This window comes from Streptomyces inhibens, from assembly GCF_022221585.1.
GTDB classification, from domain to species: Bacteria; Actinomycetota; Actinomycetes; order Streptomycetales; family Streptomycetaceae; genus Streptomyces; species Streptomyces inhibens.
On the sequence record NZ_CP084681.1, the window covers coordinates 6,368,988 to 6,385,830 of the forward strand.

Annotated in this window: 14 protein-coding genes and 2 pseudogenes; 6 read left to right on the forward strand and 10 right to left on the reverse strand. The window is 69.4% G+C overall.

Annotated features, from left to right (window positions below):
- Positions 1 to 50: 50 nt before the first annotated feature.
- From KI385_RS28965 to KI385_RS28990, 6 genes are all read right to left on the reverse strand, one after another.
- Positions 51 to 734 carry a class I SAM-dependent DNA methyltransferase gene (locus tag KI385_RS28965; protein ID WP_238575083.1) on the reverse strand — a complete coding sequence of 228 codons (684 nt, stop codon included), beginning with the start codon at positions 732 to 734 and terminating at the stop codon, positions 51 to 53.
- A 211-nt stretch (positions 735 to 945) separates the two neighbouring features.
- Positions 946 to 1,689, reverse strand: a complete 744-nt coding sequence (gene fomD / locus KI385_RS28970) for a cytidylyl-2-hydroxypropylphosphonate hydrolase (protein WP_238575084.1) — start codon at positions 1,687 to 1,689, stop codon at positions 946 to 948.
- Between the two features lie 134 nt (positions 1,690 to 1,823).
- On the reverse strand, positions 1,824 to 3,251 hold the full coding sequence (locus KI385_RS28975; RefSeq protein ID WP_238575085.1) for a class II fumarate hydratase: 1,428 nt from the start codon (positions 3,249 to 3,251) through the stop codon (positions 1,824 to 1,826).
- A gap of 139 nt (positions 3,252 to 3,390) precedes the next feature.
- Positions 3,391 to 3,762, reverse strand: coding sequence for a hypothetical protein (locus tag KI385_RS28980; protein ID WP_238575086.1), 372 nt, complete (start codon positions 3,760 to 3,762; stop codon positions 3,391 to 3,393).
- A 34-nt stretch (positions 3,763 to 3,796) separates the two neighbouring features.
- A complete protein-coding gene (locus tag KI385_RS28985; protein ID WP_238575087.1) occupies positions 3,797 to 3,937 on the reverse strand; it encodes a DUF397 domain-containing protein in 141 nt (46 codons plus the stop codon).
- A complete protein-coding gene (locus KI385_RS28990) occupies positions 3,894 to 4,808 on the reverse strand; it encodes a helix-turn-helix domain-containing protein (protein ID WP_238577892.1) in 915 nt (304 codons plus the stop codon). Before KI385_RS28990 ends, KI385_RS28985 begins: the two co-directional genes overlap by 44 nt.
- Positions 4,809 to 5,134: 326 nt before the next feature.
- Here KI385_RS28990 and KI385_RS28995 point away from each other — a divergent pair, with 326 nt between their 5' ends.
- From KI385_RS28995 to KI385_RS29010, 4 genes and pseudogenes are all read left to right on the forward strand, one after another.
- Complete coding sequence (locus KI385_RS28995) at positions 5,135 to 5,305, forward strand: hypothetical protein (protein WP_238575088.1); 171 nt, start codon at positions 5,135 to 5,137, stop codon at positions 5,303 to 5,305.
- Positions 5,302 to 5,499, forward strand: a complete 198-nt coding sequence (locus KI385_RS29000) for a hypothetical protein (protein WP_238578107.1) — start codon at positions 5,302 to 5,304, stop codon at positions 5,497 to 5,499. The genes KI385_RS28995 and KI385_RS29000 overlap by 4 nt, the downstream gene beginning before the upstream one ends.
- 230 nt (positions 5,500 to 5,729) lie before the next feature.
- On the forward strand, positions 5,730 to 7,352 hold the full coding sequence (locus tag KI385_RS29005) for an alpha-galactosidase (RefSeq protein ID WP_238575089.1): 1,623 nt from the start codon (positions 5,730 to 5,732) through the stop codon (positions 7,350 to 7,352).
- 379 nt (positions 7,353 to 7,731) lie between these two features.
- Positions 7,732 to 9,120, forward strand: a pseudogene (locus tag KI385_RS29010) (DUF4158 domain-containing protein); the annotation flags it as partial.
- Between the two features lie 193 nt (positions 9,121 to 9,313).
- Here the strand turns inward: KI385_RS29010 and KI385_RS29015 are convergent.
- The 3 genes from KI385_RS29015 to KI385_RS29025 all read right to left on the reverse strand — a co-directional run bounded on the left by KI385_RS29015 (position 9,314) and on the right by KI385_RS29025 (position 14,106).
- Positions 9,314 to 10,876 (reverse strand): FAD-dependent oxidoreductase, encoded by a 1,563-nt coding sequence (locus tag KI385_RS29015; RefSeq protein WP_238575091.1) that lies wholly within the window; start codon positions 10,874 to 10,876, stop codon positions 9,314 to 9,316.
- Positions 10,877 to 11,089: 213 nt separating this feature from the next.
- The gene (locus KI385_RS29020; protein WP_238575092.1) at positions 11,090 to 12,064 is read right to left on the reverse strand and encodes a site-specific integrase; all 975 of its coding nucleotides are present in this window, start codon (positions 12,062 to 12,064) and stop codon (positions 11,090 to 11,092) included.
- Between the two features lie 368 nt (positions 12,065 to 12,432).
- Positions 12,433 to 14,106 (reverse strand): fumarate hydratase, encoded by a 1,674-nt coding sequence (locus KI385_RS29025; protein WP_238575093.1) that lies wholly within the window; start codon positions 14,104 to 14,106, stop codon positions 12,433 to 12,435.
- 167 nt (positions 14,107 to 14,273) lie between these two features.
- On the opposite strand from KI385_RS29025, the pseudogene KI385_RS29030 reads away from it, so the two are divergent.
- Both KI385_RS29030 and KI385_RS29035 read left to right on the forward strand, forming a co-directional pair.
- Positions 14,274 to 14,990, forward strand: a pseudogene (locus tag KI385_RS29030) (DUF1707 SHOCT-like domain-containing protein); the annotation flags it as partial.
- 318 nt (positions 14,991 to 15,308) lie between these two features.
- Positions 15,309 to 15,668, forward strand: a complete 360-nt coding sequence (locus KI385_RS29035; protein ID WP_128508790.1) for a WhiB family transcriptional regulator — start codon at positions 15,309 to 15,311, stop codon at positions 15,666 to 15,668.
- A 108-nt stretch (positions 15,669 to 15,776) separates the two neighbouring features.
- Here the strand turns inward: KI385_RS29035 and glpX are convergent, their stop codons facing one another.
- Positions 15,777 to 16,808: a class II fructose-bisphosphatase gene (gene glpX, locus KI385_RS29040; protein ID WP_128508789.1), complete on the reverse strand. Its 1,032-nt coding sequence runs from the start codon at positions 16,806 to 16,808 to the stop codon at positions 15,777 to 15,779.
- Positions 16,809 to 16,843 lie beyond the last annotated feature (35 nt).

A 16,843-nucleotide genomic window follows, 5' to 3' on the forward strand; every position in this document is an offset into this window, starting at 1 on the left:
CCGCGTTCCGAGCGCGCCGCCCTGTGCGGGCGCGCCCAACGCGCTGCGTCTCAGGCGCGTCGCAGGTGCAGAAAGAGCTGGATCTCGGGTGGTACGTCCGTACTCGCCGGGGCGTATGCGTAGGCATCCTCCCCGACGACGTCGAAACCCGCGTCGTGCACGACCCGGCGCAGGTCGTCCCGCAGGTAACCCGATACCCGGATCGAGTTGCCCAGGAACGGAATCGTGAAGTCGTCCACATCCGCCTCGACCATCGACAGGGCCAGCAGCCCCTCCGGTCGTAGCAGATCATGCAGCATGCCCAGTGCGTAAGGGATTTCCGCACGGGGCAGCATCAGAAGGGAGAAATAAGCGACGATACCGTCGAAAGAGCCGGGGCCGCCGAGTCGGCCGCCGCGCAGATCGGCGATGTCCAGCCGGTGGAATTCAGCGCCCGGGGCGTTGTCCCGGGCCAGTTTGACCATCGAGGGGGCGAGATCGATTCCTACGACGCGGTGCCCGGCGTCCGACAACTGACGAGCGGTCGGCAGCCCCGTGCCGCAGCCGAGATCCAGGATCCGCGAGCCGTTCGGCAGCGCGTCGGCCAGCCAGGCGCCCGAAGCGATTTGGCCCTCCTTGTGCGGAAAGGCCTCGTTGTACCGGTCTCCGATCGCGTCGAACGCCTCGGCCTGACCGGCCCGGTCCAGCGCTAACCGGTTCAGACCCTCGTATCCGTCGTAGCTAGTCGCACTCACGACCTCGCCCCTCCTACGACCGCGGTCAAGTTCGTTTTCCAGTTCTGGAGTTGCGCCTGTGCAGTCTTGCGGAGGACGATCCTACGTTTGAAGACCCGGGGCGCAGCAAGGGGGCTCGGCCCCGCTCCTCGCCCGGCGAGAAACAGCTTCGCCCATAGGCGCACCTTTCCACGGTTCGCCCCCTTCACTCACGTTGTTTCACTTCACTCCCTCACGACCGCAAACAATCCGGTGCACGGTCCCAGTTCTCCGGCAGCGGGGGAACCTCCCAGGCGGGATCGGGCCGCCAGTCCTCCCAGCCGTCCGCGAACGGCCCGCCCCACGCCGCGATCTGTGCGACCGCGGCCCGGCCGGCGGATCTGACCTCGGCGGCCCGCGCCGCCGTCATCAGCCCGTCCCGCTGCGCCTGCGCGAACTCGTCCTCGTCCCGCCACTCCCAGTGCCGGTCCGGATAGACACAGATGTCGAGGAAATGGTCCTCGGAGTCGATGCCGCCCGTCCAACGACGGCGCGGCTCCTCCAGGTTGACGTACCAGTTCTTGAACTGCCAGCCACGCTCCCAGAACAGCCACACCGACCACGGGTCGCCGGGCCGGGCCAGCTTCAGCACCCCGGTGCCGAACCAGCGGTCGTGGGTGGTCCGGCGGGGCTTGGTGTAGCGGGTGGACAGCGGTTCATGGTGCACCGGTGTGCCGTCCGCGAGCACCGGCTTGATGCAGGTGGTGCCGGGCGCCATCCACACCGCGAGCAGCTCCTCGGTGTCCTGGACAACGGTCACCGGCCGACAGATGTGGATCTGCCGGGCATCGGCGTTGTCGCGATAGCGCCACAGGATATGGTCCCCCGGCGCCCAGTGCTGCGCTGTCGCCGCACCGTCCGCCGCCCGCCTCGCCCCGGCCGTCCCGCGTCCGCCGGCCGTCTCGCCTTCCGTCGTGTCCACCATGTCCGCTGTCATGCGCAGATCTTAGAGGCGCGGCATTACGCCCGCCGTGACATGAGTCGCACCGGGCGTTACGGGCGCGGTAACGCGCGCCCCCTGCGCCGTTACGGACGAGTACGGCGGGTGCGTGCGCCTCACGGGATGCCCGCTTACGGATGCGTCATCCGCAGCACATCCAGCGCCTCGTCCAACTGCTCCTCACTCAGCAGCCCCCGTTCGACATAGCCGCCCTCGATGACCACCTGACGAATGGTCTTCCGCTCGGCCAGCGACTTCTTCGCGACCTTCGCCGCCTCCTCGTACCCGATGTACTTGTTGAGCGGCGTGACGACGGAGGGGGACGACTCCGCGTATTCCCGGGCCCGTTCCACATTCGCCGTGATCCCGTCGACCGTACGGTCCGCCAGCAGCCGCGAAACATTGGCAATCAAGCGGATGGATTCGAGCACATTCCTGGCAATGACCGGCAGCATCACATTCAGCTCGAAATTGCCCGCCGCCCCGGCCGCAGCCACCGTCGCGTCATTCCCCGTGACCTGTGCCGCGACCATCAGCACCGCCTCCGGAATCACCGGGTTGACCTTCCCCGGCATGATCGACGAGCCCGGCTGCAGATCCGGCAGCGCAATCTCCGCGAGCCCGGTCCGCGGCCCGGAGGCCATCCACCGCAGATCATTGGAAATCTTGGTGAGCCCCACGGCAATGGTGCGCAGTTGACCGCTGGTCTCGACGATCCCGTCCCGCGCCCCCTGCGCCTCGAAGTGATTTCGCGCCTCGGTCAGCGGCAGCCCCGTCGCCCGCGCCACCTCGGCGATCACCGCGGCCGAGAACCCGGGTGGAGTGTTGATACCCGTCCCCACCGCCGTACCGCCCAGCGGCAGTTCCGCCAGCCGCGGCAACGAGCTCCGCAGTCGCTCGACGCCGTACCGCACCTGCGCGGCATAGCCGCCGAACTCCTGCCCCAGCGTCACCGGCGTCGCATCCATCAAATGCGTCCGCCCCGACTTCACGACCCCCGCGAATTCCTCCGCCTTGCGCTCCAATGCCTCCGCCAGATGCTCCAGCGCCGGGATGAGAGCGTTGAGGACCGCTGACGTGGCCGCGATATGAATCGAGGACGGAAAGACGTCATTGGACGACTGGCTGGCATTCACGTGATCGTTCGGATGCACCTCGCGGCCCAGCCGCTCGCTCGCCAGCGTCGCGATGACCTCGTTGGTGTTCATGTTCGACGACGTGCCGGACCCGGTCTGGAACACATCGAGGGGAAAGTGCTCGTCCCACCGCCCCTCCGCCACCTCGGCGGCCGCCTCCTGGATCGCCCCCGCGATGTCCTTGTCCACCACCCCGAGCTCGGCATTCACCACTGCCGCCGCGGCCTTGATACGAGCCAGCGCCTCGATGTGCGCCCGCTCCAGCCGCTGCCCGGAGATCGGAAAATTCTCCACCGCACGCTGCGTCTGCGCCCGCCACTTGGCGTGCGCGGGCACCCGCACCTCGCCCATCGAGTCGTGCTCGGTCCTGAAGCCGCCGGAGCCGCCGTCGCCGGATCCGCTGAAGTCGCCGTTTTCGCTCATACCTCTTTCAGTACCCGCGGCCGCCGATCTGTTCCCGGATATGGAAGCCCGCTCACCCAACGGCGCACGCACGTACGAGGGCCCGGCTCCGAAGAGCCAGGCCCTCGTACGTCATCGCAGCGACATCACCGCAGCGACATCACCGCGTGCACTGCTTCGCGTACTGCACCTGGTACGCATCGGCGGCGCTGAACTCGGCCTTCGCCATCCCCTTGTACTGGGCGATCTTGTCCCGGTTCGGGTGAGCCTTGTCGGCTTCCTGCTTGGCGAGTGCCTGGTACCTGTAGCCCGCGTCCACGTGGTGCCTGATGGCCTTCCGGATGTCGTCGCACTTGGCGCTGCTCGCCGCGGCACCAACCGGAGCGGCACTGGCCGGCGCGACCCCGGCGAAGGCGATACCGGCAACCGCCACGGCCGTGACGGCAACTGCCAGTGAACGGCTCATTTTGCGCATGGCTCGTCTCCCCCATGTGGTCATGAACTGAGTGATGTGACACAGGTCTGGTGTCACTCGAACAGTTTAGTGATCATGGCACCGGCGTATGTCACCTGGCTGCGGGCCGCTCACCCTTCAGGCCCGCTATGAACGCGGCCCAGGCATGGTCGGGGATGAGGAGGGCGGGTCCGTGGGGGGTCTTGGAGTCACGGACGGGGACGAGGCCGGGGACGTTGTCGGCGACCTCCACGCAGTCGCCGCCCGCCTGATTGCTGTAGCTGGACTTGCGCCAGACGGCGGCGTGCAGATCGGGACGGGACGCGCTCAGCATCGTGGGTGTCCTCCATCGCGGATCGGATCATGTCGAGCGACATGTTCGGCGGCAGGGCCAGAGCTCGAAGCCGATCGTAGGCGACGCTGTACGACTTCACTTCCTGTGGATCCTCGATGAGTTGACCGTAGTCGGAGCCTTCGGTGTAGGCCACTTCGGAGCCGTCCGGCATGGTCAGGACCGTGAGAGACCCGCCCATCGCGTCGTGCCCGCCGCTTCTGAAAGGCAGAACCTGCAACGTAATGCGCGGATCGGCTGCTGCTGTCAGTAGCCCCGCGAACTGCGCCCGCATTACGGCTGGATCGCTCAGCGGTCGCGCGAGCACCGCCTCGTCGAGGACAGCCCACAGCTCCGGGCCGTCGGACTGCTCAAGCCGGGCCTGGCGACCGAGTCGGGCAGCCACCCGTTCCTCCAGCTGCTCAGCGGATGCGAGCGACCGGTCAAGTCTCAAGAGGTCGCGGGCGTAGTCCTCGGTCTGAAGGAGACCGGGTACGACGGCCGCCATGAACTGCCTGATAACCACAGCCCGCTGCGACTTCTCCATGAATGCCCGCGACCAGTCGGGAAACGTCTCCCGGTAGACATACGGCCACAGTTCAATCAGCAATCCTTCGGCGCCCACCGCCTCGTCCAAGGCGCGTGCCAGCTCAAGCGTGGGTTTGGCGCCGGTGGTTCGCTCGATTTGATTGATGCGTGTGCTGTGCGTGTTTGCCCGCAGGCCCAGCTCAGCCTGCGTCAGACCGGCGCTCAGGCGGAGTCTGCGGAGACGGGATCCGAAAAGCGCCGCCAACGACGCCGAGGGATCAATTTCTTTGGCCACAGCCTCACTTCCGTCCTTACGGCTGCAGGAGTAAGGAGCTCCTCCCTTTCGGAGGCTACGCCGCAGGGCAACGATGTGAACACGGAACGTGATGATCCGCTCGAAGGCGGTGCGGACGGCACAAGTGACCCCGGCGGCCGCGCACACGGCCCCGGGGCATGGCCAACGCTTGATCAGCAAGGAGCGTCAACGTGGTTCAGCCTATTGTCCGTTGCCTCGTGTGGGTGTGGGTTTTACTCACCCCCCGGGCGACGGGACGACACCGGGCGCCCGCCCCCTCGGCGTGCGGCTGCCCGGTGACCGTCCGTACGGTCCTCGTGCTGCCGTGGAGCCCGCCGCAGTTCCCTGGCGCGGCCTGTCGCCGCGGGCCCGCCGAGCGTTCGCTGGACGGTGATGCGACGCCGCTCGTCCGCCCGTACTACGCCGCGTACGAGCGTCGGCCGCAGCCCGCCGAGGTGGTCTGGTGAGCGCCGACCGCACGCTGCCGGGGCCGCCACCCCGGCAGTCCCTGATGACCCTGCGCGTCTACACCGCGACCCGTGACGGTGTCGTGATGGAGGAGCGGGCGACGGTCCATGTCGTGACCGGCGACCGGGTCGACCCGTTCGGGCTCGGTCAGGCCTGGCCGCCCTGTGCCTGTCCTCGTCATCGCGGCAGGTAGGGCGTGGTCAGCGGCGCGCTGCGCAGTTGCTTCGGCTCCCGGACCACGGTCGGCTGCCGGGGTGTTGTCCGAGGGTCTGCACGCAACAACGGTGGCCCTCCCCCCGAGCGCCCCGAGAGGGTCGCCGCAGGTAGCGCAGACGTTGAGATCCGTTTCATCTTGTTTGAACTGGCCGGATCAGCAAGGTGAATTGCTGTGGGCATTGACTGTTTATGTTGTTTTTGGTTCGCTTGCCCGCGCACCGCGTCAGACATCGGATCCGCCGCACCGACTACTCCACCGACGCAACCACCTGGACCGAGGTGGGCACGGTCACCCTGCCGGAGGTGACGACCACTCAGGACATGGGCGTGCTCCCGCCGGTCGAACACACCCGGGTCCCCGGCTCGCCGGCCGGAATCCACCCGGCCCCCCACTCCCTACTGGAGGCCTCCATGCGTGTGCTCTCCCGTCTGCTGTTAGCCCTCTCCCTCACGCTTCCCCTGCTCGGCGTCCCCCTGCTCACCGCAGGCCCCGCCCAGGCTCAGGCCCTGGACAACCACCTGGCCCTCACCCCACCGATGGGCTGGAACAGCTGGAACACCTTCGGCTGCAACGCAACCGAGCAAATCGTCAAGGACACTGCCGACTTCATGGCATCCAGCGGCATGCGCGACGCCGGCTACCAGTACCTCACCATCGACGACTGCTGGATGGAGCGGTCCCGCGACTCCGAAGGCCGCCTCGTCCCCGATGCGACCAAGTACCCCCATGGCCTGGCCGAACTCGCCTCGTATGTACATGGCAAGGGCCTGAAGTTCGGCGTCTACGAGAGCCCGACGTACCACACGTGTCAGGGCTTCCCCGGAAGTCTTGGTTATGAGCAGAAGGACGCCGATACCTTCGCCTCGTGGGGCGTGGACTTCCTCAAGTATGACAACTGCACGGCCAGCGACCCCTCCCAACGGCCCGGCGACGAAAAGCTGCCGCTGGAAACCCGGGACAGCACCATGCGCGACGCCCTTGAGAGGACCGGCCGTCCGATCGTCTTCAGCCTCTCGCTCCAGCCCGCGGCCCAGGGCGAGTCTCCCTGGGAATGGGGCAAGAGCGTGGCCAACATGTGGCGCATCGACGGGGACCGGGACGCCTCCTTCGACGGCCTCAAACGACTCATCCACACCGACTTGGACAAGGCGAAGTGGGCCGGTCCCGGCGGATGGAACGACATCGACATGCTGGGGACCGGCAACTACGCTTTTGCGTCGGGTTCCAACGACCCCAACAAGCGCCTGACGTATGACCAGGAGAAGTCCGAGCTCTCGGTCGCCGCAGTGCTCGCGGCCCCGCTGATCTCGGGTGCCGACCTGCGTACCCCCGCGGCCGCCGGTAGTTCCGGCTTCCCCATCAGCGACCAGGACCTGAGCGTCTACCTCAACAAGGACGTCATCGCTGTCAATCAGGACAGCCGTGGCGAACAGGGCACGGCGGTCACCACCGAGAACGGCTTGAACGTGCTGCGTCGCCCCCTGGCCAACGGCGACGTCGCCGTGGCCCTGTTCAACGAAACGTCCTCCCAGGCCGTCATCTCCACCACCGCGGCGGCCGCCGGCCTCCCGGCGAGCAGCGCTGGCTACAACCTCAACGACCTGTGGGCACACACCAGCCACGTCAGCACCGACGGCACCATCAGCGCCACCGTTCCGGCCGGCGGCACCGTGCTCTACCGGGTGAGCCCGCGGCCCCCCGCCACGGGCCCGACGAATGAGCTCGTCTGCAGGTCGTCCGGTCGCTGCCTGGACGCCAGGAACAATCAGACCTTCCCCGGCGCCGAGATCGAGATTTGGTCCTGCAACGGCGGCGCCAACCGGAGCTAGGCCGGTTGCGAGCGAATCCCCCCGTGCCCTTCTGGGTACGGGGGATTTTCTGCATTCCCGCGTTCCCGCATTACGACAACCCCGCCCACCCGCGAGGGGGAAACAGCAGATGGACGGGGCTGATTCAGCCGGTCGCAGGGGCTGTCACGGAGTTACTTACCGTCGCCGCCCTGTGGAGCGGGGTCGCGGGGAGCCTCCGGGGGCATGGACCCGCCGTCATGCTTCCCGCCGTCGGCCTGGTCGAATACGGGGGGCGAGGAACAACGGAACGAAAACTGGCGCTAAGCCCTTCGCGCGCCTGAGAGCACTTTGACCCGGGGTTCGGCGGAGGCGGAGCCTTCGGCAGTCGTGTTGATCACTGACTGTCCGGAGGTCCGGAGTGCCGGTCGAGTTTCTGACGGATGAGCAGGCCGCAAGCTATGCGGCGTACGACGGGGCGCCGTCGCGTACGGGGTTGGAGCGGTTCTTCTTCCTGGACGATGCGGACCGGGAACTGATCGAGTCCAAACGGCGGTCCCACAACCGGCTCGGCTTCGCGGTACAGCCGACGACCGTGCGCTACCTCGGGGTGTTCCTGGACGACCCGACCGACGTGCCGGCCGGAGTCGTCGACTACCTCGCCGAGCAACTGGGCATCGCGGACGCCTCGGTGCTGAAGGCGTACGGCGAACGGGAGAAAACCCGGTTCGAGCACATGTGGGAGCTGCGGGAGCTCCTGGAGTACACGGAGTTCGCCGACGCGGAGGCGGAGCTGCGGGCGTGGGCGGACGCGCGGGCCTGGACGACCGGGGAGGGCCCGAAGGCGCTGTTCGACGCGGCGACGGGGTGGCTGCGCGAGCGGCGGGGGCTGCTGCCCGGCGTGACCACGCTGGCCCGGCTGGTCGCCTCCGTGCGAGAGGCGGCGAACCAGCGGCTGTGGGACACCCTCTACGGCCTGCTGAGCACCGGTCAGCGGGCGGTGCTGGACTCCCTGCTGACGGTGCCGCCGGGCGCCCGGGTGTCGGAGCTGGACCGGCTGCGCCGGGGACCGGTGCGGATCTCCGGGCCCCAGATGAAGTGGGCGCTGGAGCGGGCGGCGGAGGTCTCCGATCTCGGGATGGGCGAGGTGGACGTGTCCGCGATACCGCCGCGGCGGCCGGCGGAGCTGTCCCGGTACGGCATCGACGGCAAGGCGTCGCTGCTGCGCCGGCACGGCGACTCCCGGCGCCTGGCGACGCTGCCGGCGACCGCGGTCTACCTGACGACCCGCGCGGTCGATGACGCCCTGGACCTGCTCGAAGTGCTCATCGCGACGAAGCTGCTGGCCCGCGCGGAGCGGGAGACGGCGAAGGAGAAGCTGAAGCGCCTGCCGCGGGTGGAGCCGACGTCGGCGAAGCCGGCCGCCGCCTTCCAGATCGTGTTCGACACCACGTCCGAGCAGGTCGACACCGACACCGGGGAGGTCACCCCGCCCGAGGTGGAGACGCTGGACGCGATGTGGGAGCGGATCGAGCAGGTGGTGCCGCGGCACGAGCTGGCCGCCGCGATCGCCGCACTGTTCGAGCTGACCCCGCCGCTCGACTCCGACGCGGACGAGGCATGGCGGACCCAGCTGGTCACCCGGTTCGGCACCGTACGGCCGTTTCTGAAGCTCCTGGTGAGGGTGGTCGACTTCGGTGCCACCCCGGAGGGCCTGCCCGTCCTGAGGGCCCTGCGTTCGCTGCCGGACCTGATGGGCCGCAAGGGGGTCGGCCCCGCCGAGATCGACGCCGGTCTGCTCACCGGCTCGTAAAGTGCCGGGAGCCGTAACACCGGCGGAGGGCGTGGCGGCTATGCGTGGCGGCGCGTGCGGTAGGCGGCCGGTGAGAGCTCCGGGCCGCTGCTGGGCCGGGACTGGGGTGCGGGCGGCCGCCACACCGGGTGGGTGCGGCGGCCGTGGGTGGGATCGGCTCGTGGTTCGAGTCGGTCAGCAGAGCGGCGGATCAGCCCGGCGTCACCGCACCCTCTGGCACTCCGAACCACTCCTCCAGCGCCTCCGCCAGCCCGGCCGTCGACGTCGGCGCCTGCGCCCCCGCGTCGGCCGCCCAGGCCGTGAAGCCGTCCGGACGGACGAGGACCGCCGCCAGTTCCGGGCGGGACGGGCAGCCGGCCGTCAGGGTGTCGACGCGGTCGGCGTACCCCGCGGCGAGGGCGCGGAGCTCCGGGTCGTCGGTGAGGTCGAGCAGGAGCGCCCGGCCGCCGTGGAGGTGGTCCGCGAGGCGGGTGCCGTCGGTGAGTTCGAGGTCCGGGGTGCTGCGGCCGGTCAGCGGGTGTTCGCCCGGCAGCTCGTACCGCACCCCGGCACTGTTGAGCCGCGCGGTGAGGTACGTGGTGCCCGTGACCGTCCCCGCCAGGTCGCTGACGATCTCGCGCAGGGCCCGGGACTGCGGGTCCGGGCGCATGGCCGCGACCTGGGACCGGGTCCAGTCCAGAATCTGCGCGCCGACCGGGTGCCGCTCGGAGGTGTACGTGTCCAGCAGCCCTTCCGGCGCCCGGCCGCCGATCACCGCGGCGAGCTTCCAGCCGAGGTTCATCGCGTCCCCGATGCCCAGGCTCAGCCCCTGGCTCCCGAACGCGGAGTGCACGTGCGCCGCGTCGCCCGCCAGCAGCACCCGGCCCTTGCGGTACTCGGTGACCTGGCGGGCGTGGTCGGTGAAGCGGGTCGCGGTCCGCACCCCGGTGATCGTGACGTCCACGCCGGATACGCGGCGCAGCCGCGCCTGGAGGTCCTCGGTGGTGACCGGCGCGTCCCGGTCGGCCGGCGGGCCGTCGAACTCCACGGTGACGACGCGGCCCGGCATCGGCCCGTAGGCGTACACCCCGGTGTCCGTGGCGGTCCAGCCGACCTTCAGGTCCTCGGCACCGGTCATCTCCACGACCGCCTGGTGACAGGTGATCTCCGGGTCCGTACCGGGAAATTCGAACCCCGCGAGCTTGCGGACCGCGCTGCGGCCGCCGTCGCAGCCCACGAGCCAGCCGGCGCGTATCGCCCCGTCGCTCGTCCGCACGGTGACGGCCTCCTCGTCCGCGTCGAAGCCGGTCAGCTCCACTCCCCGGCGCACGTCGACGCCGAGCTCGTCCGCCCGCTCGCCGAGCAGCCGCTCGATGTCCTGCTGCGTCACGAGAGCGATCTCGGCGGCGGGTCCGGCGTCGCCGAGGCCCGGCTCCGTACGGTCGACCAGGTCGGCGCGCAGCATGATCCCGGCGAAGTGCCCGACGAACCCGAGCCCTTGGCTCGCAGCCCCGCCTCCGTCCCCGCCGTTGCGCTCGCGCATGAACGCGTGGAAGCGGTCCATCGATTGCTGCTGCACCTCGGCCAGCGCGGGCAGCATGCCCCGGCGGTAGAGCGCCTCGGCGCTGGGCGTGGTGATCGCCCCGCCCTTGATCGTCGGGTTCACTTCGGTGAGGCGCTCCAGGACGGCCACCCGCGCGCCTCCGAGCCGGAGCTCGCAGGCCAGCATCAGTCCGACCGGGCCGCCTCCGGCCACCACTACGTCATAGTCCATGGCGCCCACTATGACGGAGGGCCAAAAAGGCCCATTCACCGCCCTGACCAGCCACAACAGGCGCCGCGATGTCAAGGGACCGGCCCCGCCGGGAGGGACGGGAAGCGGGCCGTCCGCGCTCCTCCTCAGCTACCTCAGCTACCTCACCCGCCTCCCGCCGGTGTCCCGGCCGGTCCTCGATCGGCTTGATCAGGTGGTCAGGCGGTCAGCGGCTCATCGGCTGCTGTCGCCGGGAGCGAGCAGGCTCGTGAGCTCGGCGATCGCCTCTGGGGACGGCTTGAAGTAGCGGCGGACGTTCTCCGGCTTCTTGTGCCGGGACTTCGCCATGAGCATCAGGAGCGACGAGCCCTGCTCGCCGAGGTGGGTCAGAGAGGAGTGGCGGTATTCGTGCAGGTCCCAACCCGTACCGGGACCACGGAGGGCAGTGTGCTCGTCCAGCAGCGCTCGGGCCTGCCCATACGACAGCCTGGCCAGCGCGGTGTCCGGGCAGACGTCGCGGGGGCTGACGACCTTGCCCGGCCCCGGACGGCGGTGGGTGACGAACACCGGCCCGCGGATGCGGCCCTTCAGCAGCCGGGGCAGGAGCCGGGCGGTGCCGGCGTCCCAGTACACGGTCTCCAGCACGAAGTCCTCGCGCGCCTGACCCCTGCGGCGGGCCTTGCTCCGCGCGCCCTTGGCCTTGACCAGGCAACGACGCCCGGCGAAGTCCAGCTCCTCGATATTGACGCCCAGGATCTCCTCGGCCCGCCCGGCGGTCTCGTAGAGCATCCGCCAGAGCGTCTTCTCCCGCAGGTGGACCTCGCGCCGCGCGATCAGCCGGTCGATCGCCATCTTGGAGCGCGCCGGGGTCTCGGAGTCCGGCACCGCCAGCCGCTTCGCCCAGGCCGGAACCATCGGCCCCTCGTAGCCGCGCTCACGGCACCAGCCGAGCCAGGACAGCACCCCCGCCCGGCGGGAGTTCCAGGTGTTGACCGCCGCGGTGCCCCAGAGCAGCTCCAGGGTCTCGCCGATCTCGTCGTCCGCGACCGATGCCAGCGGCCGGGCCTCGCCGAGCCGTTCGGCGGTCTTGCCCACGCCGATCCCGTAGTTCCGGACCGTGTTCGGATTGCCGAGCGAGTCGAGGAACACCTCGGCCGCCGCACGAACGGTCAACGCCTTCCCGGTCGGCGTCTGCACAACGGTCGGCACCACTTCCCCCTTGCCGCGGATAACAGGGCCGCTTCACATACGGCCCGGAGAACGTCACCGCAGGTCACGGATCAAGCTACGGCAGATATTGGGGTGTTATCTGTGGAACGACTTCAGACCCGTCCCGGAGCCGACGCACCGTCAGCCGCCCACCAGGGCCGACAGATCCTTGGCGCCAGTTTTCGTTCCGATGTTCCTCAGCCCCCAATACCTCCATGTCGCGGGGGTGCCGGAAGGGGACTCCGCGCCACTCCTCAGCGTCGGGCGTGCGGTGACAGCGACCCGCGGGCGGACCCCCTAGGGGGCCGGAAGCGGTACAACGACAAGAGCCCCTGGCGGATGCCAGGGGCTCTGTGGGGCTCAGGCGGTCAGTTGGCCTGCCGCACCGGAATGCTCGTGAACGTCGGTGCCGGTGCCGGGTCCTGGAAGAAGTCGTTGCCCTTGTCGTCGACGACGATGAAGGCGGGGAAGTCCTCGACCTCGATCTTCCAGACGGCTTCCATGCCGAGCTCCTCGTACTCGAGGACCTCGACCTTCTTGATGCAGTCCTGGGCGAGGCGGGCGGCCGGGCCGCCGATGGAGCCGAGGTAGAAGCCGCCGTGTGCGTGGCAGGCGTCGGTGACCTGCTGGGAGCGGTTGCCCTTGGCCAGCATGATCTTGGAGCCGCCGGCCGCCTGGAACTGCTCGACGTAGGCGTCCATCCGGCCGGCCGTGGTCGGGCCGAAGGAGCCGGAGGCGTAGCCCTCGGGGGTCTTGGCCGGGCCCGCGTAGTAGACCGGGTGGTTCTTCAGGTACTCCGGCATCTCCTCGCCGGCGTCCAGGCGTTCCTTGATCTTCGCGTGGGCGATGTCACGGGCGACGACCAGCGTGCCGGTGAGGGAGAGGCGGGTCTTGACCGGGTGCCTGGTCAGCTCGGCGAGGACGTCGTCCATGGGACGGTTGAGGTCGATGGCGACCGCGTCGAGGTCGGGGCCCGCGCCCTCGGTCAGCTGCTCGTCGGTGGTGTCCGGGAGGAAGCGCGCCGGGTCGGTCTCCAGCTGCTCCAGGAACACGCCCTCGGCGGTGATCTTCGCGACGGCCTGGCGGTCCGCGGAGCAGGAGACCGCGATGGCGACCGGGCAGGACGCGCCGTGGCGGGGGAGGCGGACGACGCGGACGTCGTGGCAGAAGTACTTGCCGCCGAACTGGGCGCCGATGCCGATCTTCTGGGTCAGCTCGAAGACCTTGTCCTCCAGCTCCTTGTCGCGGAAGCCGTGGCCGGTCGGCGAGCCCTCGGCGGGCAGCTCGTCCAGGTAGTGCGCGGAGGCGTACTTGGCGGTCTTGAGGGCGTACTCGGCCGACGTGCCGCCGACGACGATCGCCAGGTGGTACGGCGGGCAGGCGGCCGTGCCCAGCGAGCGGATCTTCTGCTCCAGGAACTTCATCATGGAGGCCTCGTTGAGGACCGCCTTGGTCTCCTGGAACAGGAAGGACTTGTTGGCGCTGCCGCCGCCCTTGGCCATGAAGAGGAACTTGTAGGCGCCGCCGTCGGTCGCGTACAGCTCGATCTGGGCCGGGAGGTTGGAGCCGGTGTTCTTCTCGTCCCACATCGTCAGCGGGGCCATCTGCGAGTAGCGCAGATTCAGCTGGGTGTAGGCGTCGTAGATGCCGCGGGAGAGGGCTTCCGCGTCGCCGCCCTCGGTGAGGACGTTCTGACCGCGCTTGCCCATCACGATCGCGGTGCCGGTGTCCTGGCACATGGGCAGCACGCCGGCCGCCGCGATGTTGGCGTTCTTGAGGAGGTCGAGGGCCACGAAGCGGTCGTTGGCGCTGGCCTCGGGGTCGTCCAGGATCTTGCGGAGCTGGGCGAGGTGGGCCGGGCGCAGATAGTGCGAAATGTCGTGCATCGCCTCGGCGGCCAGCTTGCGCAGTGCCTCCGGCTCGACCTTGAGGAACGTACGGCCGTCGGCCTCGAAGGTGCTCACGCCCTCCGAGGTGACCAGGCGGTATGGCGTGTTGTCCTCACCTACGGGGAGAAGGTCGGTGTAGGCGAATTCCGGCATCGAAGGTCATTCCTTACTCGGAGGGGTCCGGCTGGCATCTACGGCAGCGCCTGAACAGCGTAGAACCCTGGTGCGCGGGAGCCGCTGTGAGGTAGGGCTCAGTTGCCGCGCGACCCGGCTTCGCGTATCCCTGGTCGCGATCTATCGCGTTTCGATACGCTGGGGCCGTGGATGCAGACAACGGGGGACGACCGGGCCCCGAAACCGGACCGCTTCAGAAGCAGGACCAGCGACCGGACCGGCAGCCGGTGAATCTGACCAAGCCCGTGGCCGAGGCGGACCTGCGCGCGTCCGACGCGGACCGCGACCGGGTCGCCGAGATCCTCCGCGAGGCGCTGGCGGAGGGCCGGCTGGACCCCGAGGAGCATGCCGAGCGGATCGACACGGTCTACCGCGCCAAGACCATGGGCGAGCTGGAGCCCGTCGTCCGGGACCTGCCCGCGGCGGGCGGCGGCCGCCCGCAGCCCGGCCCGGGGGCGTACGCGTACGGGCCCGGCAGCCCGGTCCCGGACCAGAACCTCGTCGCGATCTTCAGCGCCTCCGTCCGCAAGGGCCGCTGGCAGGCCCCGGCGCGGATCAACGCCGTCGCGATCTTCGGCAGTGTGGAGATCGATCTGACCGAGGCGGTCTTCCCGCAGCAGCAGATCCAGATCAATGTCACGGCCATCTTCGGCAGCGTGGAGATCCGGGTCCCGGAGAACATCACGCTGCGCAGCAGCGGCTCCGGTGTGCTGGGCGCCTTCGAGGTCGAGACGAACGACGCGGAGGACGCCGATGCCCCGCTGGTGATCGTCAACGGCTATGCCGTACTGGGCAGCGTGGAGGCCAAGCCCAAGCGCGGCGCCTGGATCCGCGATCTGCGCAGCCGGCTGCGCGAGGGGCACCGGGAGCTGCGCCAGCAGCTGCGGGAGGATCACCGCGAGCGGCATCAGCGCATGCGACAGGAGCAGTGGGAGCGGCACGAGCGGCTGCGGGAGGATCACCGCGAGCGCCGGGACCGCTTCCGTAAGGGCGTCGACGGCTGAGGCTGCCGTTCTCGTTGTTTTCTCGTTGTCGCACGATCGCCACGGTGTGCATAAGCGTGCGCACAGCGGGTAGGGCTGGTGCATCGTCTCTCGTACGGCTGCGGGGTGCGAAAAGGCCGTGCGCAGCGAGACGGGCAAGGGTGATTCTCTCGCCGAAGCCGTCGTCAGGAGTAGACCGTGCTGCTACCGCATCAGCCCCTGCAGGATGCCGCTGTTGTTCCGTCCCAGCGCCTGCCTGCGCGCGACGAGGCGGGTCCCTGGCATTCGGAGGCGGTGTGCCGCCGGGACGAAGCCGGGCTGTTCTTCGCCCCGTCCAAGGAACCGACCGCCGCGCGGCTTGCCAGGGAAGAAGCCGCGAAGCGGGTCTGTGCCCGCTGTCCCGTGATGGTCGAGTGCCGCGAGCATGCGCTGCTCCAGCCGGAGCCGTACGGCGTCTGGGGCGGTCTGACCGCGGCCGAGCGACGGGTCGTGCTGACCCGTCGACGGCGTCGGGAGACCGAGCTCCAGCGTGCGGCCCATATGCCCGCGGCAGGCTGACCGCCGCACCAGCGGCTTCGGCCGGCATGCCGGGCCGCAGGGCGCATGGGCCACTTCGCCCCCGCCGGAGAATCTCCGACGGGGGCGAAGTGTGTGTCAGGGCGCCGCTCAGCTGGGGCGCTCGAAGTCCACCGAGCTGTACGCACGCAGCTTGGACAGCCGGTGCTGGGAGTCGATCTGGCGGATGGTGCCGGACTTGGAACGCATCACCAGGGACTGGGTGTAGGCGTTCTCGGCGCGGTAGCGCACACCGCGCAGCAGCTCGCCGTCGGTGATGCCGGTGGCGACGAAGAAGACGTTGTCGCCGCGGACCAGGTCGTCGATCTCCAGGACCTTGTCCAGGTCGTGCCCGGCGTCCAGCGCGCGCTGCCGCTCCTCGTCGTCCTTGGGCCACAGCTTGCCCTGGAAGGCGCCGCCCAGGCACTTCAGCGCACAGGCCGCGATGATGCCCTCGGGCGTACCGCCGATGCCCAGCAGCAGGTCCACGCCGGTGCCCTCGCGGGCCGCCATGATCGCGCCCGCGACATCGCCGTCGGAGATGAACTTGATCCGGGCGCCGGCCTCCCGGACCTCCTTGACCAGGCCGTCGTGGCGGGGCCGGTCCAGGATGACCACGGTGACGTCCTCGACCGCGGACTTCTTCGCCTTGGCGATCCGCTTGATGTTCACGGCCACCGGTGCCGTGATGTCGACGAAGTCGGCGGCCTCCGGGCCCGTGGCGAGCTTGTCCATGTAGAAGACCGCGGACGGGTCGAACATCGAGCCGCGCTCGGCGACCGCCATCACGGAGACGGCGTTCGCCATGCCCTTGGCGGTCAGCGTCGTACCGTCCACCGGGTCCACGGCCACGTCGCACTCCGGGCCGGTGCCGTCGCCCACGCGCTCGCCGTTGTAGAGCATCGGGGCGTTGTCCTTCTCGCCCTCCCCGATGACCACGACGCCGTTCATCGAGACGGTGTGGATCAGCGCGCGCATGGCCTTGACCGCCGCGCCGTCCGCGCCGTTCTTGTCACCTCGGCCCACCCAGCGGCCCGACGCCATGGCACCGGCCTCGGTGACCCGGACGAGTTCCAGGGCGAGGTTGCGGTCCGGGGCCTCGGGGCTGACCTCGAGTTGGGACGGGAGATGATGCTCGGTCATCGAGCGCACCTTTCTGTACGGCGACGGCCGCGAAG

Excerpts from the sequence above, each read along its gene's own strand:
- fomD (WP_238575084.1), bottom strand. The coding sequence starts at position 1,689 with ATGACAGCGGACATGGTGGACACGACGGAAGGCGAGACGGCCGGCGGA.
- KI385_RS28975 (WP_238575085.1), bottom strand. The coding sequence starts at position 3,251 with ATGAGCGAAAACGGCGACTTCAGCGGATCCGGCGACGGCGGCTCCGGC.
- KI385_RS29015 (WP_238575091.1), bottom strand. The coding sequence starts at position 10,876 with ATGGACTATGACGTAGTGGTGGCCGGAGGCGGCCCGGTCGGACTGATG.
- KI385_RS29025 (WP_238575093.1), bottom strand. The coding sequence starts at position 14,106 with ATGCCGGAATTCGCCTACACCGACCTTCTCCCCGTAGGTGAGGACAAC.
- glpX (WP_128508789.1), bottom strand. The coding sequence starts at position 16,808 with ATGACCGAGCATCATCTCCCGTCCCAACTCGAGGTCAGCCCCGAGGCC.